This window comes from Pseudoalteromonas sp. GutCa3, from assembly GCF_002836155.1.
GTDB classification, from domain to species: domain Bacteria; phylum Pseudomonadota; class Gammaproteobacteria; order Enterobacterales; family Alteromonadaceae; genus Pseudoalteromonas; species Pseudoalteromonas arctica.
Genome location: NZ_PJBK01000030.1, coordinates 21,115 through 39,340, shown reverse-complemented (window position 1 = coordinate 39,340; position 18,226 = coordinate 21,115). Strand labels below are relative to the sequence as shown.

Below are 18,226 nucleotides of genomic sequence, written 5' to 3'. Positions count from 1 at the left end.
TGAAATGTGTTCAATCTAGGGGCGATTTAATTGCGGCGCGAGGTTTGTAACCTAGCGGGCTCGATAACTGCTCCTGCGTTATTCTACTGGCTTACATCCATGTAAGAATAAGTAAAAACCGAGCAACAAAGAGTTAATCGTCCCTAGAAAGAACCCAAAGGGCAGCGCATGTTTGGCATTTATGCTGCGTTATCGCCTATTTATGGGGAATAACCACACTACATAGGCTCTGCCTTGCTTAAATACCAAACAGTCTGCTGCAAAATTAATCACGAAAGGTCAGCACGCCCTAGTGTTAAACCCTATGTGAAATAGGGCTTAACAGATTTTTAAGGTAATAAACTTAGTAGTAATTTGTTTATTGCATTACTAGTGCAAGGTGGTGATATAAACCAATACCAACAATCACATTAAACGGAAAAGTTACACCGAGAGAGCTCAGCATAGCAAGACCAATATCGGCTTTAGGTATTGCCGCTTTTATTGCAGCGGGCGCGGCTATGTAAGAGGCGCTGGCCACTAAACTGCCCAATATAACTACCGAGCCTAACTCTAAATTTAAAAGTGTGCCTACTGCTGTGCCAATCGTGCCTAGAAATAGAGGGGTGACAATAGCAAATACCGCTAGTTTCCAATGTTTCCAAGGGATAGGACGAAGAGTTTGCGCGGCGACTAAACCCATTTCTAGTAAAAATAATGCCAGTACAACTTTAAAGCTACTTGTTAAAAGGCTCGTTACTTGGCTACCTTGCACCGTGCCGTACATCATACCGATAACCACGCCGCCAACGAGTAAAATCACACTTTTGTTCGTGAGAGTTTCGTGCCAAAGCGCCTTTAACGACAGCTCATTGTTTTGGCTGTTTTCTTTATCAAGCTTTCGGTAAAGCAATAAACCAACAATGATTGCAGGAAGTTCTAGCATCACTAAATACAAGGTGACTTCTGCGCCTACTACCAACTTAGCTGACTCGGCATAGGCGAGTGCAACAGCAAATGTACCTGCACTCACTGAGCCGTAATGTGCGGCAATACTGGCGCTATTAGCAACAGAGAGTTTAATCACGTATTTTAAAATAGGGTAAAGCATGAGGGGTATAAGTGCGCCAAGTAGCATTACCGATCCCATTTCGGGCAGTAGTTGCCAGCTTAAGTTCCCATGGAGCACCATACCGCCTTTTAAGCCGATGGTTAACATGAGCAATAAGCTTAATGTGTCGTAGGTGGCTTTTGGAATGGCCAAGTCCGAGCGTAAAATACCCGCGACTAATCCTAAAATAAAAAACATAACAACAATATCTGGCACTGGCTTTCCTTACTAGGTGGTAAATTAAGTGGCGCTATTGTAGATAAAACTTTGTATAGTAAATAATAAAATAAATACGCGTTACATATAGGTATTTATCTATGGATCGTTTGCTATGTAGCTATTATTAGATAAAGATTATGAGGTTGGTATGGATTTACGACATATATCGTTTAGGTTGCTAGAAGTATTTATGAGCGTAGTTAAAACGGGTTCAATAAGCGAAACCGCAAGGCGCTTACACCTAACGCAGCCAACGGTATCGCTACAAATAAAGCGGCTGCAAGAAGCAGTAGGCGAGCCATTACTCCTTATACAACAGCAAAAGTTACACGTGACCGATGCAGGGCTTGAGCTATTTAAAACATGCCAACAGGTATTTGGGCATTTTGACGATTACCAAGATTTTTTAACCGAGCTTAATGGCGGAGCACGCGGCCGTTGTAAAATTGCCATGGTTAATACCGCGCAATATATTTTACCAAAACTGCTTGGCCCTTATAGTAATTTACATCCCCATGTTGAGCTTCCGCTTGAGATTGGTAACAGGGCAGAGGTGCTTGATAGGTTTGAGCGAGGGGAGGACGATATTTATGTATTTAGCCACCCGCCGTCGCTTGAACACGCACAAGCTGCGCGCTTTTTGCATAATCCACTGGAATTTATAGTGCCGCTAAATCATCCGTTAGCTCACGTAAAAGCCGTTAAATTAACTGATTTAATGCAGTATCGCTTTTTACTACGAGAAAATGGCTCAGCAACACGTATGTTATTTGAAAGCGAGTTGCAAAGCCGAGGCTTAGTGCTGAGCGATAGCGTACAAATGGCGAGTAATGAAGCAATACGTGTCGCGGTTGCATCGGGGATGGGCATTGCGGTTTTATCACGCCATGTACTTGCAACAGACGATACAAGTTTTAAAATTTTAAACGTAACCGATACTCATTTAGCGAGTCATTGGTATTTTGTAATGCGAACAGATAGGCACATATCGCATGCTGCACGTAACTTTTTAAAGTTTGCGCAGCAGCACGTAGAGCAATATTTAGGTACGCAGTGGGTGCGTAATGAGTTACATAACTTAGATTTAAACTAGGTTTAAATTAGGTTTAAAGTTAATTAATGTCGGGTGTTGAGTCTCTTAAAATAAGCTTTGGCTGAAACACGTGCTTTACTGTTATGCCGCTTTTTTTGTAAATGTCTTTAAGCACTAAGTTAGCCGCAGCTCGGCCCATTTCGGGAACTGGGTTATCTATTGTAGTCAGTGTTGGGTAGAGATAATTGGTAAAAATTACGTTATCGAACCCAATAATGGCTAAATCTTTTGGCAGGTTAAAACCGTGTTCGCGGGCGTATTTCATAGCACCCGATGCCATTTCGTCATTGGCGCATACAAGCGCGGTTATTTGCGCTTTATTTTGAATAAAATGCCTTAAGCCGTCGCTTCCGCCGGTTTCTTTAAAGTCGCCTATGTAAAATAGCTTTTCGTCAAAGGTTAGGTTGTACTCTGCTAGGGCTTGTTTGTGACCTTTTAAACGATTTGACGCGTCTTCTTTAAACTGCGGGCCTGCTATGTACGCAATGTTTTTATGACCTTTGTTGATCATGGCTTTAGTGGCTAAGTAGCCGCCCATTACGTTGTCGAGGCTAATGCAGTTTTCTTCAATTTCTTTAACGTAGCGGCTCATTAAATAAATAGGGGTTTTGCCTTTACTTAACTCAATTAGGTACTCGTTTGATACCGCTTCTACGTGGGCAATAATAGCGTCGCAATTACGGCCTATTAAAAATTCAAAGCCGCTTTTTTCTTTTTTCTCGTCACTGTGCCCAGGCGTAATAATAACGTGTTTACCCGCAATACGAAGGTGCTCTTCAATGGCTGACATCATTTGACCAAAAAACGGACCATCCAACTCAGAAACTAAAATACCGACGCTGTTTGTAGTGCTAGACGCCAAAGAGCGAGCAATAGAACTTGGCTGATAGCCTAGCTCTTTCATTGCTTCTAATACCTTTTTTTTAGTTTTTTTGCTTACGTAGTCGTTGTCGTTAAGCACCCTTGAAACAGTTGATAAAGACACACCTGCCATTTCTGATACTTGATAAATTGTCGCCATTGATGTCCTAGCTTATATGTGTTTTTACTCGCGCTTTATAAAAATATAAAGCGCGAAGAATCATTAAAAGTTAATTTACACATTACTGCGTCTAATTGCTAAGTCTTCTGTTATTTTTTGCGTCATCGCTGAGGTTAGTGGATAAATAAGCATCAATGCGGCGCCTAAAAAAGCAAATGCGGCAGGTATCCAGCTCATAAGTAACTGCATACCAGGTAGGGCTTGCGTAATTGTTAGCTCATCCATACCGTTATAGCCGTAGCCTGCAAGTACCACTAATACTAATGCACCTGCAAAACCACCACCGGTTTTTTGCACAAATGTACCCGCAGAATAAATAAGGCCTGTAGCGCGGCGTTTGTTTTTCCACTCTGAATAATCGGCTGAATCACCAAGCATACTAAAAAATAATGTTGGCATCATCGCGGCAAAAAATTCAGCAGCGCAACCAAAGGTAAATACAGCAACCAGGTTATCGCTAGGCACCCAGTAAAATGCAGTAGTGAGTATGCCGCTTAGCATTAATGATGCAATAAATAGGTTTCGTTTACCCATAATTTCGGCCAGTTTACCTGTGGCAAGTGCGCCTAATATAGATACAACCAACAAGGCAATGAAGTATTGCCCAGCCATGAGTTCATTGGCTACGTGGTACTTAAAGTAGTACGCAATTACACCGTATTTTATGCCATTAAACATCATGGTTAAAAAACCAATGCCGAGTAACACCAACCAAGGTTTATTGGTCAGAAGATCAACCATGTCGCGCTGTGATCCCGTTAAGCTTTGCTTATCTTTATTGAGTAATTTTTTAATAACGAATGTCATTGCAGCCATAACAAGGGCAAAAAATACGCCGCTGTATAAATCGCGGTAATAAAAAAACAGGGTAGTAGCAAGCAAAGGTAGGATTACAAATGGCAGGCTTTTGGTTAAATCAAATAACTCTGATTTTAAATTGCCTTCATTTGAGGCGTGCGGTGTTACACGCTCTTTGGTGGTCGCAAACGTTATAATCATTAAAATAATAAGTAAGCTGGCAAATAAGTACATAGTAAGCTGATAGCCTTTGGCATCGTCGCCGCCACCAAAAAAAGCTACTAGCTCAGGTAAAAAACCCATAACCAATAAGCCACCAGTAAACGCACCTGCAAACCTAAAACCAGAGAGCTTTGTGCGCTCTGTATCGTCTGGTGTCATTACGCCCATAAGTGCCGAGTAGGGCACGTTACTTACGGTGTAAGCAAGCGTTAAACCAATGTAGGTTACGTAGGCATAAATAAGTTTGTTGGTGGTGCTAAAGTCGGGTGTAGTAAAACACAACACCATAAACAAGCCCAAAAACGGTGCCGAGTAGAGTATCCACGGGCGAAATTTACCAAAGCGCGACTGCGTTCTGTCGGCAATCATACCCATAATAATGTCGGTTACGCCATCAGATAGCCTTACCACCAAAAACAACATGGCAGCGGCGGCTGCCGATATGCCAAATGTATCGGTGTAAAACACCGCTAAATAAGCAAGCGCGCCGCGCCATACTAAGTTAGCGCCGGCATCGCCCATGGCGTAACCGACTTTTTCGTATAAAGGGAGTTTGTTCACAGTGTGTGTTCTTATTGTTATAAGCCGATAAATTACCGGCTTGTTATTAGTTTACTGTACGCTTTACCGCTGGCTTTAACAGTTCGTTTTTGTGTGTTGTAGTCTACGTGTACTATTCCAAAACGTTTTAAATATCCTTCAGCCCATTCAAAGTTATCCATTAGGCTCCACGCAAAGTAACCATCTACTTTAACGCCTTGCTCGGTTGCGTTATGTAGGGCATTTAAATGTTCGTGGTAATATTCAATACGGTCGTTGTCTTTTACTTCACCGTTTTTAAATTCGTCAGCCATGGCTGCACCGTTTTCGGTAATATAAATAGGTGGTAGGGTGTATTTTTCGTTTAACGATACAAGTAATTCTGTAAGCGCTTTAGGATAAATTTCCCAGCCAATATCGGTCATTGGCGCTTTATGTGGCAGCTCATGGTAAAAGTCGGTTTCGCTTGCTTGATAATGCATGCGGGTATAAAAGTTAACCCCTAGGTAATCTAGCGGTTGAGCAATTATTTCCATATCGCCATCTAAAATATCAGGGCGGTGGGCTTTAGGTAATTGCTTAATAATATCAGGGTATTTACCTTGCATTACAGGCTGCATGTACCATTGGTTTATATAGTCATCAGCAAATGCAGTGGCTTTTAAATCGTCTTCACTTTGGGTAACGGAGTAACAAGGCGTAAAGTTAAGTACAATACCGTTTAGCGTATTTGGGCTATTTTTAGCAAGTACTTGCATAGCTAAACCGTGACCTAGTAATAAGTGGTGCGCGGCTTTACGACCAAATTCACGACCTACAATGCCAGGCGCATGTACGCCAATTTCGTAACCTAAGTAAGAGCTACAAAACGGTTCGTTTAAGGTGGCGTAAGAGTGCACACGTTCCCCAAATGCTTTGGTAATTAAATCTGTGTAATGGGCAAATTCGTAAGCGGTGTTACGGTTTAGCCAACCACCTTCGTCTTCAATGTGTTGTGGTAAATCCCAGTGGTACAGCGTTACAAAAGCTTTAATGTTACGACGTTTTAATTCATCTAAAATGTCGGTATAAAACTTAACGCCTGTCGGGTTTAAGTGACCGCTTTTAGTCATTACGCGTGGCCATGAAATAGAAAGTCTGTAAGCATCTACACCTAATGACTCAATTAAGTTTATATCGTCTTTCCAGCGAGTGTAGTGCTCGCAGGCTACGTCGCCATTTGAATTATCGACTATTTTGCCTTCTTTACTGCAAAAGGTATCCCAAATACATGGCAAGCGATCAGCTGCGCCGCCTTCAATTTGAAATGAGGCCGTAGCTACACCATAAGTAAAATTTTTGGCTAAAAGTGGTGAGCCACTAGGTAAAGATAATTGTTTCATTAAGAGAAAACCTCTGCTTCTTTGTAGTAAATTTTGCTTTTATTTATAGTTTATAAATTGCATTGATGGAAGCGCTTCCATATTTAATTTGATTAATCACTAAAGATGGTATTTAATAACTTTAAGGAAGCGCTTCCATATTTAGGTTAGTGGCTATTGTTAAGCAGGTCAATAGTTAAATTTAAATAACAAATAGGCGCTCACAAAAACACACTGACACAACACAGGGCTATAAAAATGAAAAAAAGCTTAAACACTAACAGGTTACGCATGCTCCCCATTTTAATAGGAGGATTATGCGTTTTAAGTGCGTGTAATAAACAAGAGGTTACCGCTAATAATAGCCAAGGCGCCTTAGCCAAAAAGGCTGAGCATGAGCAAGGTGATTTATCACTTTGGCCAACGCTTAAAAGTAAGGTAGTGAAAACGTCTGAAATTGAAAATACGATTGCACAGTATTTAAAAACAATGACGCTTGAGCAAAAAGTAGCGCAGATGATCCAACCTGAAATTCGCGATATAACTGCTGCAGACATGCGCAAATATGGTTTTGGTTCGTATTTAAATGGCGGTGGCTCGTTCCCGAATGCTAATAAGCATGCAACGCCTGCAGATTGGATAACGCTTGCTGAAAGCATGTATCAGGCCTCGGTTGATGACTCAATTGATGGCAGTAAAATTCCGACCATGTGGGGCACTGATGCAGTACATGGCCATAATAATGTGATTGGGGCGACGTTATTTCCGCACAATATTGGTTTAGGTGCTGCTAATAACCCCGCATTAATTGAGCGCATTGCAGCAGCTACTGCAATAGAGGTAATGGCAACAGGCATAGACTGGGTGTTTGCACCGACTGTTGCGGTTGTGCGCGATGACCGATGGGGCAGAACGTACGAAGGCTACTCAGAAGACCCTGCAATTGTACGTGAGTATTCAGCCGCAATTGTAAACGGATTGCAAGGCAGAGCCGATGAGGACTTTTTAAGTGACAAACGCGTAATTAGTACTGTTAAGCACTTTTTAGGCGATGGCGGCACCGTAGATGGTGACGATCAAGGCGATAACATTGATAGCGAAGAGGTGTTATATAACATTCATGCGCAAGGTTATATAGGTGGCTTAACCGCAGGTAGTCAGTCGGTTATGGCATCGTTTAATAGCTGGAATGGTAAAAAAAATCACGGCAATAAATACTTACTTACCGATGTATTAAAAACAAAAATGGGTTTTGATGGCTTTGTTGTAGGAGATTGGAACGGACACGGACAAGTTGCAGGCTGTACAAATGAAAGTTGCCCGCAGGCTGTTAATGCGGGGCTTGATATTTTTATGGTGCCAACGGGTGCTTGGAAACCACTTTATGAAAATACAATTAAACAAGTAAAAGCGGGCACAATAACAATGGCGCGAATAGATGACGCCGTAGCACGTATTTTACGCGTTAAATTACGTGCAGGTTTATTTGATAAACCAAGCCCTGCAAATCGAAAATATTCAGGTAAATTAAAACTAATAGGTGCGCCAGCACATCGCGATATTGCCCGCCAAGCGGTACAAGAGTCGTTAGTACTGCTTAAAAACAACAACCATTTATTACCGCTTAACCCATCAAGCAACATACTTATAGCAGGCGATGCGGCCGATAACATAGGCAAGCAATCGGGCGGTTGGAGTATTACGTGGCAGGGAACTAATAATCAAAATGCAGACTTTCCTGGGGCAACGTCTATTTATGCGGGGCTAAAAGCGCAAATAGGGGCTGCTGGCGGTAACGCTATTTTAAGCCCAACGGGTGAATTTAATACCAAACCCGATGTAGCCATTGTTGTATTTGGTGAAGAACCGTACGCAGAAGGACATGGCGATAAGGACAACCTTGAGTTTGAACGTAACAATAAACGCTCTCTTAAAATATTAAAAACATTAAAGCAGCAAGGTATTGCGGTGGTATCGGTGTTTATATCGGGCAGACCAATGTGGGTTAACAGCGAGCTAAACGCGTCAGATGCATTTGTAGCAGCATGGCTTCCTGGCACTGAAGGGCAAGGCATTGCAGATGTTTTACTAGCGGATGCAAGTGGGCAGGTACAATACGACTTTAAAGGTAAATTGTCTTTCTCGTGGCCTAAATTACCACTTCAAACCGCAGTAAATAAGGGCGATGCTGATTACTCACCATTATTACCCTATGGCTTTGGCTTAACGTATAAAGATGAAAGTACGCTTGGCAATAATCTAAATGAAGGCTCAGGTGTTGATATTAGTAACCTTGCGCCGTTATCTATATTTAATGGCAGCTTTAAAACACCGTGGCGTTTGTTTTTAAATTCAAACAGCGAGCAGCACCAAGTAGCAAGTAATAGTGTAAAGCTTGGCGGTATTACTTATCGCACTGAAGACAAAGCGATTCAAGAAGATGCGATGCAATTTAATTTTGATGGCACTGCAGCCAGCTATATCGAAATTAATAGTAACTTTACCGAAGACAAAGTGGCCTACATTGAAGCAAATTCGGCCCTTAGCTTTAGCTATAAAGTAAACCAAATACCTAGCTCACAAACATACCTTGCAATGAAGTGCGAACAAGGCTGTGGCGGCGAGCTTGATATTACCAATGAGCTTAAAAATGCTGATTTAAATACATGGCAAACCATGAGTATAGATTTAACGTGTTTTGCTAAAAAGGGCGTTGATTTTGCCAGAGTAACCAGCCCTTTTATTATTAAAACGGCAGGAGAGCTTAGCGTTTCAGTTGCAGATATTAGCTTTGAACCACAAGGCGCTGAAACAGCAAAAATAAAGTGTGAGTAGTAGAGTGCTTATAAGTTAAGTTTATTGTGTGTTGTCTCAAAGCCCTTTTTTAAGGGCTTTTTTAAGGTTTTTTTATGCTGGGCAATACTGCTTTAAAAACTCATGATGAGGCGGTAATTGGCTTACGCGTTGCTCTATTTGTTGCTTAATACCGTGTAAAAAACGGGTGAGTTCTTCATCGCTCATCATGCTGGCTATTAAGTGATGTTGATTAGGCTCAATACCCTGACCAAGCATAACTTGCACCCACGAATCGACTCTAAAAATGTCGCCATCGTCTAAAAATACACGGCCGGTTTGTTTAAACAAATCAATTTTATGCTGAAGTGTTTTTGGCACTTCCATCGCACTACAATGCTGCCAAAACTCACTGTCATCACGATTAGTTACTTTGTAGTGCAGCACAATAAAGTCGCGAATATTTTCAATTTCGCTTTTAAGTTGTTTGTTGTATTCGTCAATGGCGTGATTGGTAATGCCATTAAACGGAAATAAACGCATAAAGCGAATAATACCCGACATAATTAAGTGAATGCTGGTGGACTCAAGTGGCTCTACAAAACCGCTAGCAAGGCCAAGCGCTAGGCAGTTTTTGTTCCACCCTTTTAAGCGACGCCCTGTTTTAAATTTAATAATACGGGGCTCTGTAAGCGGCTCACCTTCAATATTATTTAATAATAGCGCTTTGGCTTGTTCGTCATCCATATATTGGCTGCAATAAACTAATCCGTTGCCTACACGGTTTTGCAGCGGTATACGCCATTGCCAGCCGTTTTTATGGGCAATAGAGCGGGTAAGTGGCAATACGGTCTCGCTGGTTGATTTTGTTTGCACCGCAATGGCGCTGTTACACGGTAGTAAATGCGACCAGTCTTCGTAGCCAGTATGCAATGCTTGCTCTATTAATAAACCTCTAAAGCCGGTGCAATCAATAAAAAAGTCGCCGTTAATGTGCTCGCCATTATTTAAAATCAATGATTCTATATGGCCCGTTTTAGTGTTTTTTACTACTTTTTGTATTTTACCTTCAATGCGTTTTACACCCAATGGCTCTGAAAATTCACGTAAAAACTGCGCGTAACGTGTGGCATCCATATGGTAGGCATAGTTAATGGGATTTTGCTGATTAAACGCAAATTTACCGCCTTTAGCCGCTTGCAGCTCGTAGCAGTAATCGCCAAATGGGTTGTTTATTCCAAGTGTTTTACCTTGCAGCCAAAAGTGATGAAATTCACCCGCCCAACATTCTTTGCCCGTTGCGCCAAATGAGTGAATATAATGCGTGTTTTCATCGCCCCAGTTTTCAAAGCTAATACCTAATTTAAAACTGGCTTGAGTGGCTTTCATAAATGCTTGCTCGTTTATACCCAGCAATTTATGAAATGTACGAATAGGCGGAATTGTTGCTTCGCCAACACCTACAGTGCCAATATCGTCAGATTCAACAAGGGTTATGTTTATATTGTTACCAACTAGTTTAGCAAGTGCCGCTGCTGCCATCCAACCTGCAGTGCCGCCTCCAGCAATTACTACGTTTTTAACAGCGTTTGTTTTAGTCATTATGTGGCTGCCCATTATTTAATAAAAGATGATTTAAAAGCGCGCGATTACTTGGCAGTCCATTTAAACACTGCGCTATTTTTTCGCGATTTTGCTGATAATAGTAATCCCCAGCACGTGGGTCGTTAAATGTATTTTGTGCAGATACTGTTTGTGTATTAAAGCCCATGCCATATAAAACGTATTGATAACTGCTTGATGAAAACACTTCTTCGTTTTCAATGAAATCAAAGCGGCTAGGGGGTTGAAATTGCCAAAGTTTAAGTAAGTTTTGCAGGCGCTCGGGCGCGGTATTTAAATTACTAATATCTTGCCAATAAGGAGTATCGTCGCGCTCGCTTAGCACATAATGAAGTTTTAAAAACTCAATAACGCGCTGCCAACGAGTGCTAAAACGGTCATTAAAACGCGTTCCAAGCTGGCTCATGTGGGGGCGGTTTTGCGGTAGTTGCTCGCTTATCATGCTAATTGAAAGCTCAACCATAGCAAGAGCTGACGCTTCAAGCGGCTCTAAAAACCCAGCTGACATACCCACGGCAACACAGTTTTTAATCCAAAATTTTTGCCTGTAACCAGGGCTGAATTTTAATACACGGTAGGTAAGTTGCTCAGCTTGTTGCTCACTGGTACTTTTAGCTATGTAGCTTTTTAGAGTATTTGTTGCGCTTTCATCGCTTTGATATTTACTACTAAATACATAACCTGTACCACGGCGCGTTGGCAGGGCTATATCCCAAATCCAACCGTTACTTTGCGCTGTAGATAGTGTAGCAGAGGCAATTGGCTGATTGATGTGTGCATTAGGTATTTGCGCCGCAACAGCGCTGTTATTAAATAAAATATGATCTTGCGCTATAAACTCACTATTAAAATGCTCACCAATTAAACGAGCACGAGAGCCTGAGCAATCTATAAATAAATCACCTGTTATATCGCCATTATTATTTGTTTTTAATGAAGTAATATAGCCATGTTCGTCGTTAATAACCTCGGTTACATCGTCAATAATATGTGTAACGTTTAGATTTTTAACACAGTGATTTTTTAAAAACTCAGCAAATTTACCCGCATCTAAATGATAGCCATAGTTGGTGACTGCTGCGTATTCGGGTGTTTGTAATTGCTTTGGTGCAAGTGCTGCTTGGCATACAAAGCTTTGCATATTAACAACGTCGGCAAATTTTTGATCAGGTGCAATACGTTGCCAACTGGCGTGTAAATTAGTGTGCTCGTAGCCTTGTGGATTCATAAAAGGGTGGTAGTAGTTTTCTCCCTCGCTGAGGTTTCGCCAATTTATAAATTTAGAACCTTGCTTAAATGACGCGTCGCACTGGGTTATAAAATCACTTTCTTTAGTGCCAATGCGCTGTAGGGTGTTGCGCATTGACGGCCACGTGCCTTCGCCCACACCCAATATAGGCACATTTGCCGACTCCACTAACGTTACATTAAGGTGCGGGTGTTCGGCGGCTAATAAGCCTGCGCTTAGCCAGCCGGCAGTACCACCACCTAAAACGACTATTTTTGTTATTGGTTTGGTCATGAGTTAACACCCTAAAGTTGATAACAATTAAACTAGCATTAATACTGTTTTAAATACAAAAAAGCCGCTAGTAAAAACTAACGGCTTTACTTTGTATTACCTTTAGAAGTTGTAACGCATACCAATATTGTAACGTGCACCTAGCTGTTGTAGGTTCCACAATTGAACTGACGTACGGCCATGTTCGCGGCTGTTTTGTTCAGTAATATTAAGGCCTTCAACAAAAAACGATAGTTGCTCGCTGTAGTTGTACGCAACATTAAAGTCGATTTGATAATATTCTTCAGTAAAGCCTGGCTCATTTACGTATCGAGCTGCGCTATTTAAAAACTTATCACGCCAGTTGTAAGCAATACGTGCTTGAAAATCGTCGTTTTCGTACATTGCAATAAAGTTAGCTGTATCGCTTAAACCCACTAGTGCAAATTGTGTAGTAGTAGGGTCAGCGTTTACATCAAAGTCTATGTCGCCATTAACAGTGGTGTAGTTTGCTTGCACCCCAAAACCGCTTTCACCAAAAAAGTGCTGAAAGGCAATTTCGAAACCATCAATTGTGGCATTTTTATTGTTGGTAGGTACTTGCGCTGTAAATTCTAGTAATGGGTCGTCGCTGTTAGCAATTACATCGTAGGCGGCTTCAAACTCTTCGTAGGTCATAGAGTCAAAATCAACGTTGTTTTCTGTTGCGGCAACCATTTGAAATAAGTTTGAATCGGTTAGAGCAAGTCCGCGAGATTCTAGCTCAGCAATGGCAGCTTGAGCGCGAGGGCCCGCTGTTGCATCACGTAATCCGTAGTAGTTTTGTGTCATTGGTGTTAAACCAATAAAGTTTTCGATGTCTTTAGTGTAATAACCTACCGACACATAACTTGTTTCTGCAAAGTACCACTCAGCCGATACATCAATATTATCTGATTCGAGCGGCACTAAACCAGGGTTACCTGTTGACGCTGTAGCTGGTGAAGAACCCGCTAAAAGAGTAGGGGCACCTGGTACACCAACAGTCGCTGCTGAACTTAAGTTATCGTAAGTTGGGCGAGCAATTGTTGTGCTATAAGAAAAACGCGCTTTTACGTTTTCGATTACTTCTATGTCAAAGTCAAAGCTTGGTAAAAAGTGATCGTAGCTAGATTTAAGCGTGAAATCTTCTTTATCTGAGCCAAAGCGAACGTTAAAGTCGTTATTACCTTCCCATGCTACTGCGTTAGGTAAATCGATATTAGCCGTTGAGGTAATGTCGGTAGACTCTTGGCGTGCGCCAATAACAATGTTGTATGGCATATCGCCAATGTAACCGTTGTAAGTAAATTGCACAAACGCTGCGGTTATATCTTCTTCAATGGTGCGGTTAGTTGCAAATGCGCCATCGGCTGCAAAGTTAAAGCCGTACTCTTCACCTGCCCAGTAACCAATTTGCGATGCGCTGCCGGTATAACCTTGGTTGAACGAGCCCGATGTATCGTAGTCGTCAAACTCAGCTAAAAAGTTTGTAGGATTTAGGTAGCCATCAGGTAGTTCGCCTGGGTTTTCGATACCCCAGTTACCCATTGTATTACGTGTAAGTGATTGCAGTGAATGGCTTTCCATAGAGCGAGACTCTATACCAAAGTCAATTGCACCGTTTTCAATTTCGTATTTACCATGGATTCTAAATTCTGTTATTTCAGACTCTTGGCGAGCAAAGTTAGAATCTAAAATAGACGTACCCACATCAGAGGCATCTAATGTGTTATTACAATTTAAGTTGTCTCGGCGGCAATCATCAAAATCGATACTCATTGATGGCAGTTCGCGGCTAAAATCAACTTCTTGTGCGTTAACTACGTTTGCGCCCAAGCCTGCGTTTACCCAGCTGCCGTAAGGTGCATCTGGTTTGCTAGTGGCTTTTGAATTGTGCGCATCAAACATAAAGCTCAATTCTGAATTGAAATAGTATTCAACGTTTAAACCAATAGAGTCGTTTTGGTTAACTTGGTTTAGCTCTTGAAATGCTAAACCTAAATCGCGTGTTTGCTGATCGCGACGTTCTTCTCGGTAATAAATAGGGGTTTTTACCGTGTTATCGTCAAACGTTAGCGCGCTTTTGTAGTTATCCATCCATATTGATTGCTCAGCACGGGCTTCGAACAAATCTTGCTTAGAATACGTGTAATCAAGCGTGGCTGTTAAATCGTCAATTGGGCTGTACTGCAGTGTTAATTGCGCGTTTGTACGAGTACGTTCTCTGTCGGCAATGGTGTAGCGCAAATCTGATGGCATTGAATAAAGCTGACCAACAGCGGGTGCATTAGTTAAAACAATATCGTCTGCAGCTTGTGGGATTGTGCCGTCAAAAGCAGATGTATTCCATTGATTTACAAACGCACCTGTTGATGAGCTATCGCGCTGTTGCATGCTTGCAGTTAACGAGGCACCAAATTTAGCTTCACTGTCGGTCCAGCTAATTAAGCCCGAAAGCTCAGGTGTTATGTCATCACCAACACGGTTTGTTGAGTCATGTAATGCTTTTACGCCAATGCTTGAAACAAAGCCTGGATTGTCGAGTGGGCGAGCCGTATTAATATTAATTGTTGCGCCAATACCACCTGATGCAATACTTGCTTTACCTGTTTTATATACTTCAACCGATTTAACGCTATCAGATGCTAAGTTTGCAAAGTCAAAAGCACGAGAGCTGGGTGTACCACCGCCTGAAGGCAATGAAGCTGCCGGCATAGTTCGACCGTTTAGGGTTACCATATTGTAGTCGGGACCAAAACCACGAACCGTTACTTTAGAGCCTTCACCATTTGAGCGATCAATCGACACACCCGTAATACGCTGTAGCGACTCGGCTAAGTTGGTATCGGGGAATTTACCAATATCTTCAGCTGATATAGCATCTACAACACCTGCGGCGTCGCGTTTTAATCGAGTTGACTCTTTAATACTGCTTTTAAAACCAGTAACTTGAATTACTTCAACATCTGTATTTGCTTCTTGTGCATATACAGGTAAAGAGATTGATGCGCCTAAAATCAGAGATAGGCTGGTCGCTATCTTTGTTTTTCTTACAATATGGTTGGACATTCGGTTTCCCTCGCACTTTTATCATTATTATTAACAGCTGTATGGGGCTGTTATTGTGTAATTATAAACATTGTCAAATGTATGGAAGCGCTTCCATAAAAGTTTATTTAACTGAGCTTTGTGGAAGCGCTTCCAGAAATGCTAGTTTAAATTTTAAATAGGGTCAACTATTGTTTTAATAAAATGAGACTAAATTGTTTTTAAAATGTATGTTTTTTAGATTTAACTTTATTTAAATTATAAATTACAGGTGGTTATAAAAAACCGTTTTAAATAGTTGTGTAACAACATTTTATTATAAGAAAACCGATTATTGATTCATTTAGTTATTTGAACACTTTTATAAGGTGTTTAAATCAGCTTTTAGTAAGGGCTAAAATTAATAAGTAGGCCGTTGGTCACTCAACTAGGACAAAACTTAAATTAGTTATTACACTCAGCCATAGACTCAACTGAAAACACTATTTATAGGTATTAATAATTATGAGCAATGTAAAACAAGGGTTAGCTGCAACCGCTTTAATTATGGCGTCGTTTAGTAGTATTGGCGCGCAGCAATGTAGTGATGTAAGTTTGCAAATTTTAGGCTCGGGCGGCCCTGAGCTTGACGATGGTCGCGCAGCAACAAGTTACCTTATTTTGCACGAAAATAAAGCCAGAGTGTTAGTTGACGTAGGCTCTGGTGCCAGTGTTGGGTTTGATAAAGCAGGTGCAAAATTTAGTGATGTTGATGCCATTTTATTAAGCCATTTACACACTGATCATGCTGGCGATTTACCTAGTTTTATAAAAGGCAGTTACTTTACATCACGCGATAAAATACTTGCGATATTTGGCCCCCAGGGCAACCGTGTAATGGCTTCTACTAACGAATATGCACAAGCGTTACTAGGTAAGCAGGGCGCATTTAGATACTTAAGTGATTACGTAGAAGGTAATGAAAACTACAAATTAGATATTCGCTCAATAGCACCAACAAAACAAAATGAATTTAAACAATCACTACAAAGTGATTTGGCTGTTAATGCAATGACAGTTAACCATGGACCTATTCCGGCTTTAGCGTGGAAAGTGAGTATAGCAGGATGCGAACTTGTGTTTGCAGGCGACATGACCAACAAGTTAGGCACATTTACTGACTTTGCTAAAAATGCCGATGTAGTGGTTATGCACAACGCAATTGATGAAAACGCATCAGGCGGGGCTAAAAATTTACACATTACCCCAAGTCAAATCACTAAGGTATTAATTGAGGCTGCACCTAAAACGGCGGTTCTATCTCACTTTATGAATCGGTCATTAAAAAATCAGATATTGTTTAAAAAATCGTTAATTAAATCACTAAAAAGTAACGTAGTTTTTGCAGAAGATGGTTTAAAAATAAACTTATAAAGTATTACGCATAAGAGTGTTGCGGGTCTCTAGTTTTATCGCTATTTTAAAGGCTCTCTCATAGATGGATTTTATTATGCGCATTAAATTTTTAGCGAGCTTTTATTCTTTCTTCTTGTTTGCACTGTTTGGTTGTGACGACCAAAGTATGGCAATGCAAGACAGCCCTCAGCTAAATAATAATGCAAGTAACTTACCCACTAGTAACAAAGTAAACACACCTCCTGTAGCTCAAAAAAACGAACCCGCTTTAGTCGTCGGTATGCTAGCTACGCACTGTAAAAGTAATGAAGCAGCCTACATTAACGCAAAAATGCATAAAGTTGTGCGCAACCCAGATGAAAATACAGCTTACAAGTTAGAGCCTACCGAGAAGGTACTTTCTGTTTGTGTTGCAAAAGATGACTCATCGCTTAGTTATCGATTTGGTCGTATTAACGACATAGGGCTTGAAAAAGAAGCTTCACCAGATGCACCATTTGGTAGTTACTACAGGCAAGTAGGACGTATTGGCGAGAGTATTTTATTTTTTAGTAACGGCGAATATCATTACTATATTATTAACTCAGGCGGCATGGGAAGTGGTGTAACCGTTAATGTTTATAAAAACGATACATTAATTTCGGAGCTGTTTTCGGGTAATGATCCTTACGATGATTTTGTTATAGCAACCGATTTAAATTTCCCTAAAAAATTGGTTATCGAAAAACAGCCATTTAATAAGCAAATGCAGTAAATAATGACTCCTCAGCAGCAAAACGTTATAGAGCAAGGGCATTGGTTTAAAAGCCGCAGCGCTTATTTAAAAAGCTTTTTATTAACGCAGGGCAAAACGCTCTCGCTTAAAGCTCAGCAGTCATTATTTTTGCGAGGTGATAAGCACGATGGAATTTATGCAGTGCTTAGCGGCGTGGTGCGTATTAGTGGCGTAAGTAACGAAGGCAAAGAAGCCGTACTCAGTTTTATTGATTCATCACTGTGGTTTGGCGAAGTTACCTTGTTTGATGGTGGCCTGCGCACTCATGATGTATATGCTCAAACTGATGTTGTGCTTTTTTACGTGCCCCAACGCGCGCTTGAACAGCTATTAAACGAACAGCCACAATATTGGCAAGAGTTTGGTTTATTGCTGGCACAAAAGTTACGCCTAATGTTTACCTCAATGGAAGATCACGCATTACTAAGCGCTGAGCAAAAAGTATGCAATCGACTTTTAATGCTTAGCGAACATACAGAGCACTTAACACCGCTTGTTTTATCTCAGCAGCAACTTGCTGATATGACCTACCTAACGCGCCAAACTATTAATCAAATACTGCAACAGCTTGTTAGCCTACAAGCCATTAGTTTGGGGTATCAACGCATAACTGTTTTAGATAAACAAAAGCTACAAGCGCGTGCTACACAAGCTTAAATAGAGACCGCTTTATTTAGTTGGAACCAAAATTGCTACAGATAATGT

At 41.1% G+C, this 18,226-nt stretch carries 12 protein-coding genes; 5 read left to right on the top strand and 7 right to left on the bottom strand.

Annotated features, from left to right (window positions below; all coding sequences use genetic code 11):
• Positions 1-358: 358 nt before the first annotated feature.
• The gene (locus CXF64_RS06145) at positions 359-1,306 is read right to left on the bottom strand and encodes a sodium-dependent bicarbonate transport family permease (protein WP_024590879.1); all 948 of its coding nucleotides are present in this window, start codon (positions 1,304-1,306) and stop codon (positions 359-361) included.
• 151 nt (positions 1,307-1,457) lie between these two features.
• On the opposite strand from CXF64_RS06145, the gene CXF64_RS06140 reads away from it, so the two are divergent.
• Positions 1,458-2,402 (top strand): LysR family transcriptional regulator, encoded by a 945-nt coding sequence (locus CXF64_RS06140; RefSeq protein WP_024590880.1) that lies wholly within the window; start codon positions 1,458-1,460, stop codon positions 2,400-2,402.
• A 19-nt stretch (positions 2,403-2,421) separates the two neighbouring features.
• Here the strand turns inward: CXF64_RS06140 and CXF64_RS06135 are convergent, their stop codons facing one another.
• The 3 genes from CXF64_RS06135 to CXF64_RS06125 form a co-directional block, all read right to left on the bottom strand.
• On the bottom strand, positions 2,422-3,423 hold the full coding sequence (locus CXF64_RS06135) for a LacI family DNA-binding transcriptional regulator (RefSeq protein ID WP_010553502.1): 1,002 nt from the start codon (positions 3,421-3,423) through the stop codon (positions 2,422-2,424).
• 75 nt (positions 3,424-3,498) lie between these two features.
• Positions 3,499-5,025: an MFS transporter gene (locus CXF64_RS06130; RefSeq protein WP_101216587.1), complete on the bottom strand. Its 1,527-nt coding sequence runs from the start codon at positions 5,023-5,025 to the stop codon at positions 3,499-3,501.
• 32 nt (positions 5,026-5,057) lie between these two features.
• Positions 5,058-6,386 (bottom strand): GH1 family beta-glucosidase, encoded by a 1,329-nt coding sequence (locus CXF64_RS06125; protein ID WP_101216586.1) that lies wholly within the window; start codon positions 6,384-6,386, stop codon positions 5,058-5,060.
• A gap of 237 nt (positions 6,387-6,623) precedes the next feature.
• Between CXF64_RS06125 and CXF64_RS06120 the strand changes: the two genes are divergently transcribed.
• Complete coding sequence (locus CXF64_RS06120; protein WP_101216585.1) at positions 6,624-9,200, top strand: glycoside hydrolase family 3 protein; 2,577 nt, start codon at positions 6,624-6,626, stop codon at positions 9,198-9,200.
• 72 nt (positions 9,201-9,272) lie between these two features.
• Here the strand turns inward: CXF64_RS06120 and CXF64_RS06115 are convergent, their stop codons facing one another.
• The 3 genes from CXF64_RS06115 to CXF64_RS06105 form a co-directional block, all read right to left on the bottom strand.
• The gene (locus tag CXF64_RS06115) at positions 9,273-10,760 is read right to left on the bottom strand and encodes a tryptophan halogenase family protein (protein WP_101216584.1); all 1,488 of its coding nucleotides are present in this window, start codon (positions 10,758-10,760) and stop codon (positions 9,273-9,275) included.
• Complete coding sequence (locus CXF64_RS06110) at positions 10,753-12,303, bottom strand: tryptophan halogenase family protein (RefSeq protein ID WP_101216583.1); 1,551 nt, start codon at positions 12,301-12,303, stop codon at positions 10,753-10,755. The genes CXF64_RS06115 and CXF64_RS06110 overlap by 8 nt, the downstream gene beginning before the upstream one ends.
• A 102-nt stretch (positions 12,304-12,405) precedes the next feature.
• On the bottom strand, positions 12,406-15,372 hold the full coding sequence (locus CXF64_RS06105; protein ID WP_101216582.1) for a TonB-dependent receptor: 2,967 nt from the start codon (positions 15,370-15,372) through the stop codon (positions 12,406-12,408).
• 483 nt (positions 15,373-15,855) lie between these two features.
• Here CXF64_RS06105 and CXF64_RS06100 point away from each other — a divergent pair, with 483 nt between their 5' ends.
• The 3 genes from CXF64_RS06100 to CXF64_RS06090 all read left to right on the top strand — a co-directional run bounded on the left by CXF64_RS06100 (position 15,856) and on the right by CXF64_RS06090 (position 18,178).
• On the top strand, positions 15,856-16,764 hold the full coding sequence (locus CXF64_RS06100; protein ID WP_101216581.1) for an MBL fold metallo-hydrolase: 909 nt from the start codon (positions 15,856-15,858) through the stop codon (positions 16,762-16,764).
• A gap of 64 nt (positions 16,765-16,828) precedes the next feature.
• Complete coding sequence (locus CXF64_RS06095) at positions 16,829-17,500, top strand: hypothetical protein (protein WP_101216580.1); 672 nt, start codon at positions 16,829-16,831, stop codon at positions 17,498-17,500.
• 3 nt (positions 17,501-17,503) lie between these two features.
• Complete coding sequence (locus CXF64_RS06090) at positions 17,504-18,178, top strand: Crp/Fnr family transcriptional regulator (RefSeq protein WP_101163003.1); 675 nt, start codon at positions 17,504-17,506, stop codon at positions 18,176-18,178.
• Positions 18,179-18,226: the final 48 nt, after the last annotated feature.